Origin of the sequence: Leucobacter sp. Ag1, from assembly GCF_000980875.1 — a bacterium.
GTDB lineage: Bacteria > Actinomycetota > Actinomycetes > Actinomycetales > Microbacteriaceae > Leucobacter > Leucobacter iarius.
Genome location: NZ_LAYO01000069.1, coordinates 12,837 through 29,999, shown reverse-complemented (window position 1 = coordinate 29,999; position 17,163 = coordinate 12,837). Strand labels below are relative to the sequence as shown.

The following is a 17,163-nucleotide window of genomic DNA, read 5'->3' as shown; positions in this document are numbered from 1 at the left end:
ACCGCGTCAGGGCGCACCAGATCGCACGACAGCAGCAGCAGCCAGGCGTCGTCGGCGACCCCCTCCAGCGCGACGAGCGCAGCCTCCAACGCGGCCAGCGGCCCCGCGAACGGCGGATCCTCGCGCACGATCGCGCACCCCGGCACCGCCGCGCGCTCCGGCCCCACCACCACGACCGGATCCGCGCCGACGGCACGCACCGCGGCCGCCGCGCGATCCACGAGGCGCTCGCCGCCGATGCGCAACTCCGCCTTGTCGCGGCCGCCGATGCGCGTCCCTCGGCCTCCGGCCAGCACGACGGCGGCGAGCGCGATCCCTGCGCGACTCATCGGTCCACCAGGATCACGTCGACGGTCTCGCCGGCGGCGACGTCGCCGCGCTCCGCGGGGACGAGGGCGTACCCGTCGGCGGAGCCGTGCCCGCCGACCGCGTGCGACACCCCGCCGGGATCCACCGCGGGGCGGCACGCGAGGCCGCCGTCGACCGGCTCGATCCGGATCGGGAGCACCTGGAGCCGCCCGGCGGCCCCGCGCCAGGCCACCGCGGCCCTCGCGGGAACGCGGATCCGCTCCGCCTCGCCCCGTCCCTGCATGTGCAGCAGAGCCGGACGGACGAACAGTTCGAAGCTCACCGCGGCGCTCACGGGGTTCCCCGGCAGGGAGAAGATCCATGCTCCGCTCGTCAGGCGGCCGACGCACTGCGGCTGCCCGGGGCGCACGGCGACCCGGACCGCACGGACTTCCGGTTCGCGCTCGAGCGCAATGCGCACCACGTCGTGGCGCCCGGGGCCGACCCCGCCGGTCGTGATCACGACATCCGTCGAGGCGCCGAGCCGGTCGAGCCGCTCGGCGAGAGCGCCCGCGTCGTCCCCGCTCACGACCACCCGGCTCGCCTCTATCCCGTTCTCGGCGAGCAGCGCGCGCAGGAGCACCGAGTTCGATTCCGGGATCTGCCCGCGATCGAGCGGTTCCCCCGGCGCCCGGAGCTCCGATCCGGTGACGAGGATCGCGACCCGCGGTCGTGGGCGGACGCGCACCCGGGTCGCCCCGGCCGCAGTGAGCCCGGCGATGCGGGCGGCGCTCAGGCGGTCGCCGGCGCGCGCGATCGGCGTCCCGGCCGAAACGTCCTCGCCGCGGCGCCGCACGTTCGCACCGACTTCGACGGCGCGCAGCACCCGCACCTCGTGCTCGGCCCAGGGATCCGCCGGGTCCTCGCCCGCGGTCCACTCGACCGGCACCACCGCGTCGGCGCTGCTCGGCAGCGGTGCGCCCGTCATGATGCGGACCGCTTCGCCCGGCCCGATCCGCGGATCCTCGGGACTCCCCGCGGCGACCTCTCCGATCACGCGCAGGGTCACCGGACGGTCGGCGCCCGCGCCCGCGAGGTCGACGGCGCGCACGGCGTAGCCGTCCATCGCAGAGTTGTCCCACAGCGGAAGGTCGAGCGGCGAGTCGACATCGGCGGCGAGCACAAGGCCCGCCGACTCGGCCAGCGCCGCCTCCCGGACGGGCAGGAGCGGGATCCGATCCAGGATCCATCGGAGGTGCTCCTCCGCGGTGACCGCTCCGCCGCCCGACATCTCGCCTCGCCATCCGCTGCGCATCCGCGCGCAGCCTTGCCCTCGCTTCGTTTCGATGCTATCCAAGAAGCGTGTCCCGTATCGCCGCTCGACGTCGTGTGACCCGCCTCACCGCAGGCGGATCCGTCTCGAAGCGCGCGGACTTCCTCGCGGTCGAGGAACCGCTCGAGATCCGGGTCGCGAGCAAGCCCCTCGCGGTGACGATGCGCACCCCCGGCCACGACGTCGAACTCGCCGCCGGCTTCCTCGTCTCCGAGGGTGTGATCCACCACGCCGAGCACTTCGCGGCCGCGATCCACTGCGCCGCCGATGGGGAGGAGAACACCTACAACGTGCTCGACGTGGCGCTCGCGCCGGGCGTCGCCCCGCCCGATCCGAGCCTCGAGCGCAACTTCTACACCACGAGCTCCTGCGGGCTGTGCGGCAAGGCGAGCATCGACGCCGTGCGCACGCAGACCCGCTTCGACGTCGCGAACGATCCGCTCTCGATCGACGCCGCCGCGATCGTCCGGTTCCCCGACGAGCTGCGCGCGCAGCAGGCCGTGTTCGAGCGCACAGGCGGCCTGCACGCCGCGGCGCTGTTCGACGGGACGACGGGCGAGATGCTCGTGCTGCGCGAGGACGTCGGCCGGCACAACGCCGTCGACAAGGTGGTGGGCTGGGCGCTCATGCACGGCCTCGTCCCGGCGCGCTCCTGCGTGCTCATGGTCTCGGGCCGGTCGAGCTTCGAACTCACGCAGAAAGCGCTCATGGCCGGGATCCCGATGCTCACCGCCGTCTCCGCCCCGTCGTCGCTCGCCGCGGAGCTCGCCGAGGAGGCGGGCCTCACCCTCGTGGGATTCCTCCGAGGGGAATCCATGGTCGTCTACACCCGCCCCGACCGCATCACCAACGAATCCGCTCCGGCGGACGATCCAGACGAGCCAAGGGCATCGACGCCCGCGGATCGCACACCGCTGCAGAAAGCAGGCCAGCCATGACCCCCAAGGCACCGCGCGACGACTTCTCCGACGCCGACATCGAGGTCACCGAGCCGAAGACCTACGCGGCCGGCATGGGCGGCGTGTTCCACTCGATGGAGCCCGCGATCCTCGAGATGGGGCTCGGCCGCACGGTCAAGCTCATGACGAAGATCAACCAGAAGGACGGCTTCGACTGCATGAGCTGCGCGTGGCCCGACCCGAGCCACCGCAAGATCGCAGAGTTCTGCGAGAACGGCGGCAAGGCGGTCACCTGGGAGGCCACCCCGCTCAAGATCCAGCGCGCGTTCTGGCAGGAGCACTCCCTCACATCCCTGGAGGACAAGACCGAGTACTGGCTCGGCATGCAGGGGCGCATCGTCGAGCCGGTCTACAAGGCGAAGGACTCCGATCACTACGAACCGATCAGCTGGGACCGCGCGTTCGGCATCGTCGCCGACCACCTGAACCGGCTCGAGCACCCGAACGAGGCCTCGTTCTACACGAGCGGCCGCGCCTCGAACGAGGCCGCGTTCCTCTACCAGCTGTTCGCCCGCGTGCTCGGCACGAACAACCTGCCCGACTGCTCGAACATGTGCCACGAGTCCACGGGCACCGCCATGAGCTACTCGGTCGGGATCGGCAAGTCGACGATCGCGTACAACGACTTCGGCGAGGCCGACCTGATCATCATCATGGGCCAGAACCCCGGCACCAACCATCCCCGCATGCTCACCGCGCTGCAGGAGGCGAAGGAGAACGGCGCCCGCATCGTCGCCGTGAACCCGCTGCCCGAGGCCGGCCTCATCGGCTACAAGGATCCGCAGCGCGTGCGCGGCTACGTCGGCAAGCCCACGCAGATCGCCGACCAGTTCCTGCAGATCCGCTCCGGTGGCGACATGGCCCTGCTGCAGGCGATCTCGAAGCGCGTGCTCGCGGCCGAGGCCGCCGCGCCCGGCACGGTGCTCGACCACGACTTCATCGAGCGGCACTGCGACGGTTTCGAGGCGTTCGCCGAGCACATCGCGCATGTCGACGAGCGGGAGGTCGAGCAGGCGACGGGACTCTCTCAGGCCGAGATCGACGAGCTCGCCGACCGCTACCTGGAGTCCGACAAGGTCATCATCGCCTGGGCCATGGGGATCACGCAGCAGCGGCAGGGCGTCGCGACCATCAAGGAGATCATCAACCTGCTGCTGCTCCGCGGCAACATCGGGAAGCCCGGCGCCGGCGCCTCCCCCATCCGCGGCCACTCGAACGTGCAGGGCGACCGCACCATGGGCGTGTGGGAGCAGATGCCCGACTCGTTCCTCGACGCGCTCGGAACCGAATTCGGCTTCGAACCGCCCCGCGACCACGGCGTCGACGCGGTGAACGGCATCCGTGCCCTCGACGAGGGGAAGATCAAGGTCTGGATGGGCCTCGGCGGCAACCTGCTGGGCGCCATCTCCGACACGAACCTCGCCGAGTCGGCCATGCGCAAGACCGAGCTCAGCATCCAGCTGTCGACGAAGCTCAACCGCTCGCACGTCATCACGGGCGAGGAGGCCCTGATCCTGCCCGTGCTCGGCCGCACCGAGGTCGACGAGCAGCTCACCGGCCCGCAGTACATCACCGTCGAGGACTCGGTCTGCGCCGTGCACGCCTCGCACGGCCAGATCCCGCCCATCTCGGATCAGGTGCGTTCGGAGGTCGCGATCGTCGGCGGCATCGCGAACGCCACCCTCGGCGACCGCCACGGCATCGACTGGCTCGGCATGATCGACGACTACGACGTGATCCGCGAGCACATCTCGCACGTCGTGCCCGGCTGCGAGAGCTACAACGAGAAGACCCGCACCCGCGACGGCTTCATCCTGCCGAACGGACCCCGCGACGAGCGCCGCTTCGACACCGCGACCGGCAAGGCCCGCATCACCGTGAACGAGCTCGAACCGATCGCCTGCCCGCCGGGCCGCCTGCTGCTGCAGACCATGCGCTCGCACGACCAGTTCAACACGACGATCTACAGCCTCAACGATCGCTACCGCGGCATCAAGAAGGGCCGCTCGGTGATCTTCGTGCACCCCGACGACCTCGCCGAGCTGGGCCTCGAGGACGGTCAGACGGTCGACATCTTCAGCGAGTGGAAGGACGAGCCCGACCGGGTGCTGCGCGGCTTCCGCACGGTCGCGTTCCCGACGGCGCGCGGCTGCGCCGCGGCGTACTTCCCCGAGGCGAACGTGCTCGTGCCGCTCGACAGCACCGCGCTCGAGAGCAACACCCCCGTGTCGAAGGCGATCGTGATCCGGATGGAGCCGTCGGCGACCCCGGTCGGAGTGGGCCGCCCGGTGGTCGTGTGATCCGCTAGGGAGTCACGTAGCGACCGAGCTGGGTCTTGACCCCGGCGCTCACCACACCCTCGCCTCCGAGCACGACGATGCGTTTCGGCTTCAGACGAGATAGCTCGGCCTGAGTCGCGGCAGGGATCCCCGCCGGTCCCACCAGCAGCACCGGACCGCCCTGCGTGCCGGCGGCGGCCGCACCCGAGAGCGCGTCGGCGAAGCCGAACCCGTTCGCGACGTAGGCGACCGGCGCACCGGCGGCGAAGGTGCTCCGCGAGACCGCGGCCGCCGTAGCGAAGCGATCCGCGCCCTGATCGCGGGTGACCGCTCCCCGGGTGTACGAACGGAGGGCGTTCTGCACCGAGTCGCCGACCGCACCGGTGCCGCCCAGGATCACGATGCGAGCCGGCTTGAGCCGTCGGAGCTCGGTCGCGACCGCGTCGGGGATCGAGTTCGATCGCGCCAGCAGCACCGGTCCGCCCTGCGCGCCCGCCGCGGCGGCACCCGCGAGCGCATCGGGGAAGTTCATGCCGTCGGCGATGTAGGCGACGCCGACTCCCGGCGAAAAGGACCCCGCGGAGACGCTCGCGGACGTCGCGAAACGGTCCGAGCCGGCGGAGCGCTCAACCGCGCCGAGAGTGTAGTTCCGCAGCGTGCGCTCGACCGACTGACTCACCACTCCGGAGCCGCCGAGCACGACGATCCGCTCGGGGTGGAGCCGATCGAGCTCGGAGCGCACCGAGGCCGGGACCGAGTTCGGCGCGACCAGCAGCACCGGGCCGTCCTGCGCTCCGGCCGCGGCGGCACCCGAGAGCGCGTCGGGGAAGCTCAGGCCGTTCGCGATGTACGCCACCTTGACGCCGGGAACGAACGATACGCGCGAGACCTGCACCGCGGTCTCATATCGGTCCCCGCCGGCGATCCGTTCGGCCGTCGGCGCCCCGGTTCCTGCGGGTGCCGAGACCCGGTACTCGGTCGAATACAGCGCCTTCCTCCCGAAGACGCCGACCGTGATCCGCGCCCCCACGTCCGCAGAGGTGACGACGTAGCTCGCCTTCGTCGCGCCGGGGATCGCCACACCGTTCCGCGCCCACTCGTAGGCGAACGCCGGCTTCGGCGACCACTGGCCGGGATCCGCGGTGAGCGTCGATCCTGCGCGAACCGTTCCGCTGATCGTGGGGACGGGAACGGTTTCGAAGCGGTACAGATCGACGGAGCCGTTCACGTCGGGCTGCTCCTGGTCGGCCGACAGCATGATCGGGGTGGCCGTCACCCGCCCGGGCTGATCCTTCCACCACACCTGGTTCGACGGCGTGTTCAGCACGTCGGCGAACGCGGTGAACTGCATCGTGTAGGTGCCGGGAACCAGCAGGGGGGTCTCATAGTGCGATGTTCCGGGCTGCACGTCTTCGTAGAACGCCGGGTCGAAACTCACCCAGGCGCCGTTGATGCGCTGATAGGCGGTCGCGTACATCACGTCCCACTCGGTATCGGCGGAGAACCCTCCGGATATCCGAGCGGTCGCCGGCAGCATCGTGAAGCTCCGGGTCTGCTCCTGACCGGCGGAGAACGACAGCGACATGTCGGCGTTCCCGGTCTCGAGGAACTGGGTACTGCGGAAGAGCTGTCGACCGGAGGGGTGGGTGCCTCCGTATTCCGACGCGGTGATGCGGTAGGTTCCGGCGGTGATCCCGTCCACGCGGAATCGGCCCTCGCGGTCGACGGTCACGGGGTAATTCGCGGGCTCCACCGTGCCGGCGTCTCGGAGCATGACCTCGACATTCTCCGGGTCGACACCGGCGGGAACCGAGATCTGACCGATCAGACTGGCGCTCTCCTCGGCGGAGGCCGGTGCGGCACCGGCCGGGACGAGTGAGAGGGAGACGGCGAGCGCGGCGACGAGCGCGATGACGAGCGGGCGGCCCGCACGATGGGCGGGGGCGGCTCCTGACCTGGTGAGGAAGTTCAGCACGCGCTCATCCTATGGGAATCCGGACGACTGTATCGTAATCGCTCGAGTCCGGTACCGCCACGCACAGCGAAGGAGCCGCGGGCTCCCCTCAGCCCGCGACTCCTCCCTCTCCCCCGTCTACCTGTTCGCGGCGCTCGGCGCCCCGATCCCCGGATCGATCTGGAACGGCCCCGCCGCGCTCGGCCGCACGTCGAAGTCGAAGATCTCGACCGGCAGGTACACCGTCGAGCACGAGTTCGGAATATCGACGACGCCCGAGAGGCGCCCCTCGATGGGTGCGGCGCCGAGCAGCAGGTACGCCTGCTCGGGGCTGTAGCCGAACTTCGTCAGGTAGTCGATCGCGTGCAGGCAGGCCCGCTGGTACGACAGGTGCGAGTCGAGGTACCGCTGCTCGCCGTCGAGCGTCACCGAGGTGCCCGAGAATGCCAGCCAGTGGCTGTAGTTCGGCTCGACGTTACCGGGCATGAAGATCGCGTTCTCCGAGACGCCGTAGGTCTCCATGCCGCCCTTGATGATGTCGACGCGCAGGTCGATGAACCCGCCCATCTCGATCGCGCCGCAGAATGTGATCTCGCCGTCGCCCTGCGAGAAGTGCAGATCTCCCATCGACAGGTTGGCCCCGTCGACGAACACCGGGTAGAACACCCGCGAGCCCTTGGTGAAGTTCTTGATGTCCTGGTTGCCGCCGTTCTCGCGCGGCGGCGCGGTACGGGCGGCCTCGGATCCGACGCGGGCCCACTGGTCGCGCGGCACGCCGCCGAGGATCGCGTGCTCGGCCTCGGGCGGGAGCGCCAGCGGCGGCACCCGGTCGGGGTCGGTCGCGATGAGCGCGCCCTCGCGGTTGTTCCAGGTCGCGAGCAGTCCGGCAGACGGCGCCGTGCCCATGAGGCCCGGGTGGATGATGCCGGTGAACGAGACTCCGGGGACGTGGCGCGAGGTCGCCGTCTGGCCGGCGAAGTCCCAGACCGCCTTGTACGCGTCGGGGAACTGCTCGGTCAGGAAGCCGCCGCCGTTGTTGCGGGAGAAGATGCCGGTGTATCCCCAGCCCTGGCCGGCGAGCGGTCCCGAGTCCTCCTGCGGGATCGGGCCGACGTCGAGAATGTCGACGACGAGCAGGTCTCCGGGCTGCGCGCCCTCGACGCGGAACGGACCGCTCAGCGTGTGCACCGTGAGCAGCGGCGCATCGAGGATGTCCTGCGCGGAGTCGTCGTTGACGATCGCGCCGTCGAACCATTCGCGGCAGTCGACGCGGAAGCTGTCGCCGGGCTTCACCGTGGCGACGGGTGGGATCTCGGGGTGCCAGCGGTTGTGACCGAGCTTCTCTTGCTCGGTGAACTTCTTCGATGAGTCGAGTTTGAAAATATGCTCCGGCATGGTTCCTACCTTCTTCTCTGTCGTTCGACGGCGACGGTGCCGCCTGGTGTTCGGGTCTGGGGATCCGTTCGGTTCAGGACCGCGGCAGCTTCGCGTGCAGCGGGTTCTGCGTGGTCCGCTGGACCGCGGCGCCGGGCCCGCGCGCGGGCAGCCGGTCCACGACCTGCGGTTCGTGTGCGCTCCGCGCGGTGCGATCGATCAGCTGGTAGGCGGAGGATCCGGCGACCGACAGGTGCGGCGCGGTGATCCCGCGCCGGGCGGTCGCGCCGCAGCTGCGGCACTCGGTCTCGCTCGGCACCTCGGCCATCGGGTACATCGCGTCGAAGCGGCATCCCTCGTCGCATCGGTAGCTGTAGCTCGGCATGTCAGATCCCTTCCGTCCCAACCGCGGCCGCGGGGGCGACGACCCGTTCCTCCTGCGAGACCCCGCCGCGGCGGCCCAGCGCCCAGGCGATCCCGAACAGCACGACCCCGATCACCGCGGCGACGACTCCCTCGACCGTGCCGGTCGCGTAGCTGCCCGTCAGCAGCAGCATCGCCGGGATCGCGCCCGTGAAGATGCCGAGCAGCAGAGTGAACCAGCCGGTCGTGAGACCGAGCCGGTCGCGGCCGAGGCCGAGCACGAGGAAGAACAGGAACCAGAGCACGGCCCACGCGAACCAGATCACGCCGAACACCGGATCGTCGAACAGGGTGAACTGCAGGATCCCGTAGACGACCGCGCAGCCGGCGACGAACAGCGAGAACCATCCGAGTCCTTCGCCGCTGGTGCCCGTGAGCGTGTTCCAGGCGACGTAGAGGTACGTGAACCCGAAGAGGTACAGTCCGGACGCCCCGAGGATCGTGGCCTGGTCGCCTCCCGACTGGAGGATGATGAGCGTCGGGAAGATGACCTGCATCCCGCCGACGAACAGGTTCATCGCGGCCGCGGCCTTGGCCGGCACCACCCCGATGAGCATCAGCCCGTTGATGAACAGGACGGCTCCGACGTACAGCAGTCCAACACTGCTCATGTCTGCTTCTCCCCTCGCTGCACTGCGTGAAGAGGGGCGTGGAACCGGCGCGCCGGTTCTGCCCCACCGGGCCCGCCGTGCGGCGGGCACTCGACCTACCTGGAAGCTAGCCGTCCGGCGGAAGCCGCGTCAAGCATTCCCTGACGAACGACGCGGATACCGGGAGCCGTGGTTTTCTCACCTGCGGAACCATGAGTAGACAAGGCACGCATCTGCGGCGATACACTGACGATCGTGACGCACTATCGGATCAGCGATGCCGCCAGACTCATCGGAGTCAGCGATGACACCATCCGCCGCTGGGCGGCCGACGGGATCCTCGAGTCCGGCACGGACGACGCCGGACGCCGCACCGTCTCGGGCGCCTCCCTCGCCCGGCGGGCCCTCGACCTCGCCCCGCACACCGGCGACGACGAGCCCGTCCGTCGCAGCGCCCGCAATCGATTCACCGGGATCGTCACCGCGATCGAGCGCTCGGGCATCGTCGCGCAGGTCGAACTGCAGTGCGGCCCCAACCGCGTCGTCTCGCTCATGACCTCCGAGGCGCTCGACGACCTCGAGCTCGAGATCGGCTCGCGCGCCACCGCCATCGTCAAAGCCACGACCGTGATCATCGAGGCCGAACGGCCCGACCCCCGCAGCCCGCAGAGGAGAACCCCATGAACCGGAACCGACGCCGCATCGCACGCACCGGCATCGCGGCGGGCGCGCTCGCCGCGCTCGTCCTGCTCGCCGGCTGCGCGTCGGAGTCCGCGCCGAAGCCGAGCGAATCCGCGAAGCCCAGCGCGACCGCGGAGGTCTCGGGCACGCTGACCGTATCGGCCGCGGCATCGCTGCAGCCGGCGTTCGAGCAGCTCACCGCCGATTTCACGAAGCTGCACCCCGGGGTGACGTTCGAGAAGACCACCTTCGACGGTTCGTCGGTACTCGCGACCCAGATCATCGGCGGCGCGCCCGTCGACGTGTTCGCCTCGGCGGACGCGAAGAACATGCAGAAGGTCGTGGACGCGAAGCTCGCCAACGGCGACCCCGTCTCGTTCGCGACGAGCCGGCTCGAGATCGCGGTCGCCCCCGGCAACCCCCTCGGCATCAAGACCCTGGCCGACCTCGCCAAAGCGGGCGCCGACGGGGAGAAGCCCGTCGTCGTGATCTGCGCACCGGAGGTCCCGTGCGGCAACGCCGCGAAGCAACTGCTCGACCGCGACAAGGTCGCGCTGACACCCGCGAGCGAGGAGCAGAACGTGACCGCCGTGCTGACGAAGGTGCGCGCCGGCGAAGCCGACGCGGGCCTCGTCTACCGCACCGACGTGATGCGCGCCGGTCCGGAGGTGACCGGCGTCTCGATCCCGGGTGCCGAAGAGGCCGCGGGTAAGTACCTCATCGTGCCGATCGTGGGATCGAAGTCCGCCGACGCCGCCAAGGCGTTCTCCGAGTATCTGCGCTCCGACGCGGCGCAGTCGCTGCTCGAGAAGCTCGGATTCAGCCCGGCATGAGCCGATCGCGCGGGGCGGCGGTCCCCGCCGGGCTGCTCGTTCCCGCGGCGCTCGGCGGGGCGCTGCTGCTGCTCCCGCTGCTCGCCCTACTGACCCGCATGGACTGGGCGGCGCTGCCGGCGACCCTCGTCGCGCCCGAGACGAGCAGCGCGCTGCTGCTCTCGCTCGGCACCGCGGCGGCCTCGACCGCGGTCTGCCTGGTGCTCGGCGTACCGCTCGCGATCGTGATCTCACGCGCGTCCGGCCGACTCGCCGCACTGCTGCGCGCGATCGTGACACTGCCGCTGGTCCTCCCCCCGCTGGTCGGCGGTCTGGCGCTGCTGTCGCTGCTCGGCAGGGGCGGAGTCCTGGGCGATGCGCTCCTGAGCATCGGGATCCGGATCCCGTTCACGACCTTCGCGGTCGTCCTGGCGCAGGTGTTCGTCGCGCTGCCGTTCCTCGTCATCTCGGTCGAGGGGTCCCTGCGGCAGCTCGACCCGCAGTACGCCGAGGCGGCCGAGACGCAGGGCGCCGGGCCGTTCACGATCCTGTTCCGCATCACCCTGCCGCTCGTCGGGCCGGGCCTCGCGGCCGGCACGATCCTCTGCTTCACGCGCGCGCTCGGCGAGTTCGGAGCGACCGCCCTGTTCGCGGGCAACGCCGCGGGCACCACCCGCACCGTGCCGCTCGCGATCTACACGGCGTTCAACGGTGCCGGGGTCACGCAGGACACCGCGCTCGCGCTCTCGCTGATCCTCATCGCGGTCGCGGTGATCGCGCTCGTGCTCGTACGCGGACGCACCGCCGACTGACTCGCGGAGGCGCTTCCTCCGTCCGGGTGCAAGGATGGGAGGATGACCAGCAGCGCCGAAGCCGACGGAGCGAGCGCGCAGGCGTCCGCGCCGCGCGCCCTCCGGCTGCCGTCCACCGGGCTTCCGGACGCTCGCGGCCGGGCGCTGCGCGACCTCCGCATCTCGGTCACCGACCGCTGCAACTTCCGCTGCGTCTACTGCATGCCGAAGGAGATCTTCGGAGCGGACTACCGGTTCATGGAGCGGGACGAGCTGCTCAGTTTCGACGAGATCGTGCGCATCGCTTCCGCCGCGGTCGACCTCGGCGTCGACAAGCTCCGGCTCACCGGCGGCGAGCCGCTGCTGCGTCGCGGGATCGAGGAGCTCATCGCTCGGCTCGCCGAGCTGCGCACGCCGGACGGGCGCAAGCCCGACCTCGCGATGACGACGAACGGTTCAGCACTGCGGGTGAAGGCCGCGGCGCTCAAGGCCGCCGGTCTCGACCGGGTGACCGTGTCGGTGGACTCGCTCGACGACGGCCGGTTCCAGGAGATCAACGACGTGCGCTTCCCCGTGCAGCGGGTGCTCGACGGGATGGCCGCCGCCGCCGAGGCGGGCCTCGGCCCGGTCAAGGTGAACGCCGTGATCAAGCGCGGCGTGAACGACGACGAGATCGTGCCGCTCGCCGAGCACTTCCGCGCGAGCGGTCACACGCTCCGCTTCATCGAGTACATGGACGTCGGATCGTCGAACGGCTGGGTGCTCGACGACGTGGTCCCCTCGGCCGAGATCGTGCGACGCATCGACGCCGCGCATCCGCTCGAGGCGGTCGGAGCGAGCCGCGAGGGAGAGACCGCGAAGCGGTGGAGGTACCGCGACGGATCGGGCGAGATCGGAGTGATCTCGAGCGTCACGGGCGCGTTCTGCGGCAGCTGCACGCGGGCCAGGATCTCGGCCGACGGCAAGCTCTTCACCTGCCTGTTCGCCTCGCACGGCACCGACCTGCGGGCGCTGCTGCGCGGATCCGACGAGGCGGGACGCGGCTGCGACGACGCCGAGCTGCGCGATGCGCTCGCGGGCGTCTGGTCGCGGCGCGACGACCGCTACTCCGAACTGCGCGCGGCGCTGCCGCCCGAGGTCTCGCACGATCGCGAGCGGATCGAGATGTCCTACATCGGCGGATAGCCGGATCCGGAACGCGTCGCTCGATCCGCCGTCCGGTGTGCGTCCGGCGCCTTCTCATGCTGCCTCGGACCGTTCGACGATCGGACGCCTTCTCGACGAATGGACGCCGTCTCGGCCAGCGACACGCCGTCCGGTCGTCGGCCAGGCGTCCACTCGTGAGGCGCCCTACCGGAAGAACGGGGAGCGCCAGGTCAGCGCGAGGCGCCTACAGCCCCACCCACTCGGTCACGCCGTCCGCGAAGTGCTGGCGCTTCCAGATCGGCACCTCGTGCTTGATCCGCTCGACGAGCCGCTCGATCGCGGCGAACGCCTCGGCCCGGTGCGGCGCGGACGCCGCGGCGACGAGCGCGGCGTCGCCGATGCGCAACTCGCCCACGCGGTGCACGGCGGCGAGCCGCAACCCGCTCGCCGCCGCCTCGGAGGCGACGCACTCCGCGATGAACCGCTCGGCGTCCGGGTGCGCGCGGTAATCGAGCGCCCGCACGCCGCGTCCGCCGTCGTGATCGCGCACGATCCCGTGGAACATCACGACCGCGCCGCACTCGGCGGCTTCGACCGCGGCGCGCACCGCCGCCTCGTCGATGGGCGCGTCCGTGATGCGTGCGAACGGGAGTGTCATGGATCCTCCGGAGGATTCGATGGTGGGAGTCGGGCCGAGCCGCGAGCGGTTCAGCCGCCGCGCTCGATGAGGTCGGGGGCGAGGCGTGCGAGCTCGTCGATGCCGCCCCGCAGGAACGACACCTCGGTGCCGCCGCGCGCGAGGAGCGCCTCGGCGGCCCGGACCGAGCGCGGGTCCCGCTCGCAGTAGATCGTGACGGGGCCGGACGGCGTCGCCGCGCCCGAGACGATCCGGTCGAGAGGCTCCCACTCCGAGTCCCGCAGCCGTCGTTCGGCGCGCTCCTCGGCGCTGCGGACATCGATGAGCCGCGGTGGAACGCCCGAGCGCAGACGCTCGACGAGCTCGGACGCGCTCAGCGGCGTCGCTCCCCCGGTGCGATCCTCGGCCGGGGAGACGCCGCAGAACAGCGCGTAGTCGGTGAGCCCGGTGACCGGTTCCGCGAGTGGATCCCGGTTGATGCGCAGCTCGCGGGTGCGCGCGGCGAGCGCGTCGTAGAGCAGCACGCGGCCGATGAGCGGGTCGCCGACGCCGGTGATGACCTTCAGTGCTTCGGTCGCCAGCAGGGATCCGACGGTGCCGCACAGGCCGGGCAGCACACCGCCCTCGGCGCAGTCCAGCACCGTGTCGGGCGCCGGGGGCTGCGGGAAGAGGTCGCGGTAGCCCGGCCCGTGCGTGTGCCAGGCCACCCCGAGCTGCCCCGAGTACTGCAGGATCGCACCCCACACCAGCGGGATCCCGCTGAGCTGCGCCGCGTCGTTCGCGAGGTAGCGGGTCGGGAAGTTGTCGCTGCCGTCGATCACCAGGTCGTAGTCGGCGAACAGCGCGAGCGCGTTCGCAGCGGTGAGCCGCGTGCGGTGCCGATCGACGACGAGGCCCGGATCGATCCCGAGCGCGGTCTCGGCGAGCGAGTCGACCTTCGCGCGTCCCAGATCGGCCGTGGTGTGGGCGACCTGGCGGTGCAGGTTCGAGAGCTCGACCGCGTCGTCGTCGACGATGCCGATGCGCCCGACACCGGCGCCTGCGAGGTACGGGACGACGGCGCAGCCGAGCCCGCCGGCCCCGATCACGAGCACGCGCGCGGCGACGAGCCTGCGTTGCGCCTCCTCGCCGAAGCCCGGCAGCACGATCTGCCGGCGCGCGCGGGCCGCGGCCGCGGCCGAGAGCTCGGGAGCCGGGGCCACGAGCGGGGCGGGGAGTGCGCCTGCGAGCGGTTCCATGGCGCCATTCTACGAGCCGCTCGCTCCCCGTCTACGAGCCGCTCGCTCCCCGCGAGCTCGCCCCGTCGCGACCGCTACGATGAGGACATGTCCGGGATCACCGTCAGATACTTCGCGGCCGCGGCCGAGGCGTCGGGCCTCGAGGAGGAGCGCTGGGACCTCGCTCCCGCCGCGACCCTCGATGCGCTGCGCACGGGCTTGATCGAGCGCTACGGCGACGCGATGCAGCGCGTGCTGCGCACGGGATCCTTCCTCGTCGACGGCACGGTGCGGCGCGACGGTGGCCCGATCTCGGGCGGCACCGTCGACGTGCTCCCGGCGTTCGCGGGCGGATGAGCATGCGCTCCGTCGCCGACCACCGCCGCATCGTCGATGCGCTGCTCGCGCCCGCCCTCGCGCGGCGCGCATCCTCCGATCCCGAGGTGCTGCCCGTCTCCGATCCGGGCCTCACCGGCCGCGTCCTCGCCGAAGCGCTCGTGTCCCGCGATCCGCTGCCGCCCTTCGACAACTCCCAGATGGACGGCTACGCCGTTCGCGCGGCCGACCTCGCGGGCGCATCCGCGAGCGCGCCGGTCGAGCTGCCGATCGGCCGGACGACGGCGGCGGGCGATGCGCCGGTCGCGCACCTCCCGGGTACCGCGTCCCCGGTCATGACCGGCGCGGCGATCCCGATCGGCGCCGACGCGGTCGTCCCGATCGAGCGGGCCGAACCGGCGCGCTTCACCGCGCTCAGTCGCGTCGGCGACCCGGATCCCACGGGGACGGTCCGCTTCGCGAGCGTCCCTCCGGTCGGCGAGTTCGTCCGGCCGACCGGCTCCGACCTGCCGGCGGCGAGCCCGCTGCTCCCGGCCGGCGCGCGCCTCACGCCCGCGCGCATCGGTCTGCTCGCGACCGCCGGCGTCGCCGAGGTCCCGGTGCGTCCCCGACCCCGGATCCTGCTCGTGACGACCGGCGACGAGGTGGTCGATCCCGGCGCGGCGCTCGAGCCCGGCCGGATCCGCGACGCGAACACCCCGATGCTCTCCGCCGCGCTGCGGGAGGCCGGCGCCGAGGTGACCGCCGTGCAGGTACCCGACCGCCCCGAGGCGCTGCGCACGCTGATCGCCGAGCGCGCCGACGCGCACGAACTGCTCGTCACCTCGGGCGGCATCAGCATGGGCGCGTTCGAGGTCGTGCGCGACGCCCTGGCAGGCTCAGGGGTCGATTTCACGGGCATCGCGATGCAGCCGGGCGGCCCGCAGGGCGCCGGGCTGCTGCGCCTCGAGCCGGACGACGCGAGCTGCCCGGCCGCCGGGATCCCGGCGCTGTGCTTCCCCGGGAACCCCGTGAGCTCCTGGCTCTCGGCCGAGATGTTCCTCCTCCCCGCACTCCGTGCCGCCGCAGGCCGGACCGCTTCCCTGCCGGTAGAGCAGCGGGAACTGGCGCACGCGCTCGACTCCCCCGCGGCGAAGCACCAGGTGCGACGCGGACGGATCGACGAGCAGGGCCGGGTGCACGTCACGGCTCCCGGTTCGCATCTGCTCGCCGACCTCGCGGCGGCCGAGATCCTCGCCCACGTCCCCGTCGGAGTCGATCGCCTCGACGCCGGCGACACGATCGAAGTCTGGAGACTCGATGTCTGACGCACCCGCGGAGCTGACCCACCTCCGAGCCGACGGCAGCGCCCACATGGTCGACGTGAGCGACAAGGCCGTGACCAAGCGCACCGCCCGGGCCGAGGCCGTGCTCGAGACCCGCCCCGACGTGATCGAGCTGCTCGTCGCGGGCGAGCTGCCCAAGGGCGAGGCCCTCGGCACCGCGCGCATCGCCGGGATCATGGCCGCCAAGCGCACCTGGGAGCTCATCCCCCTCTGCCACCCGCTGCCGCTCTCCAGGCTGGCCATCGACTTCGAGCCGGGCGAGGACCGCGTGCGGATCATCGCGACGGTGACCACCCGCGGCGTCACCGGGGTCGAGATGGAAGCGCTGACCGCCGCGAGCGTCGCCGCGCTGACCCTCTACGACATGATCAAGGCCGTCGACAAGCAGGCCGTCATCACCGGAACCCGCGTCCTCGCGAAGTCCGGCGGGAAGAGCGGCGACTGGAGCGTCGAGTGAGCGCACCGGAGACCCTGCGCACCGCGCGCGTGATCGTCGCGTCGACGAGCGCGGCGACCGGCGACGCGGCGGACCGCACGGGCCCCCTGATCGTCGCCTGGCTGCGCGAGCGCGGCTTCGAGACGCCCGAACCGGTCGTCGTCGCCGACGGCGATCCGGTCGCCGAGGCCGTGACCCGGGCTCTCGCCGAGGACGCGGACGCGGTGCTCACCACCGGCGGCACGGGGATCTCCCCGAGCGACGCGACCCCTGAGGCGGTCGATCCGCTGCTCGAAGTGCGCCTGCCCGGCCTGATCGAGGAACTGCGCCGCCGGGGCACGGCGGCGGGCCTGCCGAGCGCCGCGCTCACCCGCGGCGTCGCCGGCTTCGCGGGACCCGCGTTCGTCATGACGTTCCCCGGCTCCCCCGGCGGAGTGCGAGACGGCCTCGCCGTCCTCGATCCGCTGCTGGAGCATCTGCTCGACCAGCGCTCTGGCTGGTCGAGCGGATCGCACGGCGCACGCTAGTCCGCGAGCCCAGCCGGCTCCCCCGGCTCGACCCGGTTCCCGCTCCGCCCCAAAG

General features: G+C 71.6%; 18 protein-coding genes. 10 read left to right on the top strand and 8 right to left on the bottom strand.

Annotated elements, in window-relative coordinates; genetic code table 11:
• Both XM48_RS03035 and glp (XM48_RS03030) read right to left on the bottom strand, forming a co-directional pair.
• Nucleotides 1-329: NTP transferase domain-containing protein (locus XM48_RS03035; protein WP_046454313.1), on the bottom strand; the 329-nt coding region annotated here is incomplete at its 3' end.
• On the bottom strand, nt 326-1,603 hold the full coding sequence (gene glp / locus XM48_RS03030; RefSeq protein ID WP_231580784.1) for a gephyrin-like molybdotransferase Glp: 1,278 nt from the start codon (nt 1,601-1,603) through the stop codon (nt 326-328). The genes glp (XM48_RS03030) and XM48_RS03035, both read right to left, overlap by 4 nt.
• Nucleotides 1,604-1,650: 47 nt before the next feature.
• On the opposite strand from glp (XM48_RS03030), the gene fdhD reads away from it, so the two are divergent.
• Both fdhD and XM48_RS03020 read left to right on the top strand, forming a co-directional pair.
• On the top strand, nt 1,651-2,559 hold the full coding sequence (fdhD, locus tag XM48_RS03025) for a formate dehydrogenase accessory sulfurtransferase FdhD (protein WP_046454312.1): 909 nt from the start codon (nt 1,651-1,653) through the stop codon (nt 2,557-2,559).
• Nucleotides 2,556-4,880, top strand: a complete 2,325-nt coding sequence (locus XM48_RS03020) for an FdhF/YdeP family oxidoreductase (RefSeq protein WP_046454311.1) — start codon at nt 2,556-2,558, stop codon at nt 4,878-4,880. Before fdhD ends, XM48_RS03020 begins: the two co-directional genes overlap by 4 nt.
• 4 nt (nt 4,881-4,884) lie before the next feature.
• On the opposite strand, the gene XM48_RS03015 is transcribed toward XM48_RS03020, so the two are convergent.
• The 4 genes from XM48_RS03015 to XM48_RS03000 all read right to left on the bottom strand — a co-directional run bounded on the left by XM48_RS03015 (nt 4,885) and on the right by XM48_RS03000 (nt 9,221).
• Nucleotides 4,885-6,834, bottom strand: a complete 1,950-nt coding sequence (locus tag XM48_RS03015; RefSeq protein ID WP_046454310.1) for a cell wall-binding repeat-containing protein — start codon at nt 6,832-6,834, stop codon at nt 4,885-4,887.
• A gap of 117 nt (nt 6,835-6,951) precedes the next feature.
• A complete protein-coding gene (fmdA, locus tag XM48_RS03010) occupies nt 6,952-8,208 on the bottom strand; it encodes a formamidase (RefSeq protein ID WP_046454309.1) in 1,257 nt (418 codons plus the stop codon).
• A 73-nt stretch (nt 8,209-8,281) separates the two neighbouring features.
• Nucleotides 8,282-8,572, bottom strand: a complete 291-nt coding sequence (locus XM48_RS03005) for an FmdB family zinc ribbon protein (RefSeq protein ID WP_046454308.1) — start codon at nt 8,570-8,572, stop codon at nt 8,282-8,284.
• Nucleotide 8,573: 1 nt separating this feature from the next.
• On the bottom strand, nt 8,574-9,221 hold the full coding sequence (locus XM48_RS03000; RefSeq protein ID WP_046454307.1) for an AmiS/UreI family transporter: 648 nt from the start codon (nt 9,219-9,221) through the stop codon (nt 8,574-8,576).
• A gap of 234 nt (nt 9,222-9,455) precedes the next feature.
• On the opposite strand from XM48_RS03000, the gene XM48_RS02995 reads away from it, so the two are divergent.
• The 4 genes from XM48_RS02995 to moaA are packed head-to-tail and all read left to right on the top strand — an operon-like array spanning nt 9,456 to nt 12,669.
• Nucleotides 9,456-9,884: a molybdopterin-binding protein gene (locus XM48_RS02995; RefSeq protein WP_046454306.1), complete on the top strand. Its 429-nt coding sequence runs from the start codon at nt 9,456-9,458 to the stop codon at nt 9,882-9,884.
• On the top strand, nt 9,881-10,714 hold the full coding sequence (gene modA, locus XM48_RS02990; protein WP_046454305.1) for a molybdate ABC transporter substrate-binding protein: 834 nt from the start codon (nt 9,881-9,883) through the stop codon (nt 10,712-10,714). Before XM48_RS02995 ends, modA begins: the two co-directional genes overlap by 4 nt.
• Nucleotides 10,711-11,505, top strand: coding sequence for an ABC transporter permease (locus XM48_RS02985; protein WP_046454304.1), 795 nt, complete (start codon nt 10,711-10,713; stop codon nt 11,503-11,505). The genes modA and XM48_RS02985 overlap by 4 nt, the downstream gene beginning before the upstream one ends.
• Nucleotides 11,506-11,547: 42 nt before the next feature.
• Nucleotides 11,548-12,669, top strand: a complete 1,122-nt coding sequence (gene moaA, locus XM48_RS02980) for a GTP 3',8-cyclase MoaA (RefSeq protein ID WP_046454303.1) — start codon at nt 11,548-11,550, stop codon at nt 12,667-12,669.
• 205 nt (nt 12,670-12,874) lie between these two features.
• Here moaA and XM48_RS02975 read toward each other — a convergent pair whose 3' ends face one another.
• The gene (locus XM48_RS02975) at nt 12,875-13,288 is read right to left on the bottom strand and encodes a molybdenum cofactor biosynthesis protein MoaE (RefSeq protein WP_046454302.1); all 414 of its coding nucleotides are present in this window, start codon (nt 13,286-13,288) and stop codon (nt 12,875-12,877) included.
• A 50-nt stretch (nt 13,289-13,338) separates the two neighbouring features.
• The gene (locus tag XM48_RS02970; protein WP_046454301.1) at nt 13,339-14,505 is read right to left on the bottom strand and encodes a ThiF family adenylyltransferase; all 1,167 of its coding nucleotides are present in this window, start codon (nt 14,503-14,505) and stop codon (nt 13,339-13,341) included.
• 87 nt (nt 14,506-14,592) lie between these two features.
• Between XM48_RS02970 and XM48_RS02965 the strand changes: the two genes are divergently transcribed.
• The 4 genes from XM48_RS02965 to XM48_RS02950 are packed head-to-tail and all read left to right on the top strand — an operon-like array spanning nt 14,593 to nt 17,108.
• Complete coding sequence (locus XM48_RS02965) at nt 14,593-14,841, top strand: MoaD/ThiS family protein (RefSeq protein ID WP_046454300.1); 249 nt, start codon at nt 14,593-14,595, stop codon at nt 14,839-14,841.
• A 2-nt stretch (nt 14,842-14,843) separates the two neighbouring features.
• On the top strand, nt 14,844-16,127 hold the full coding sequence (gene glp, locus XM48_RS02960) for a gephyrin-like molybdotransferase Glp (RefSeq protein ID WP_084820919.1): 1,284 nt from the start codon (nt 14,844-14,846) through the stop codon (nt 16,125-16,127).
• Nucleotides 16,120-16,602, top strand: a complete 483-nt coding sequence (moaC, locus tag XM48_RS02955; protein ID WP_046454298.1) for a cyclic pyranopterin monophosphate synthase MoaC — start codon at nt 16,120-16,122, stop codon at nt 16,600-16,602. Before glp (XM48_RS02960) ends, moaC begins: the two co-directional genes overlap by 8 nt.
• On the top strand, nt 16,599-17,108 hold the full coding sequence (locus tag XM48_RS02950; protein WP_046454297.1) for a molybdenum cofactor biosynthesis protein B: 510 nt from the start codon (nt 16,599-16,601) through the stop codon (nt 17,106-17,108). The genes moaC and XM48_RS02950 overlap by 4 nt, the downstream gene beginning before the upstream one ends.
• Nucleotides 17,109-17,163: the final 55 nt, after the last annotated feature.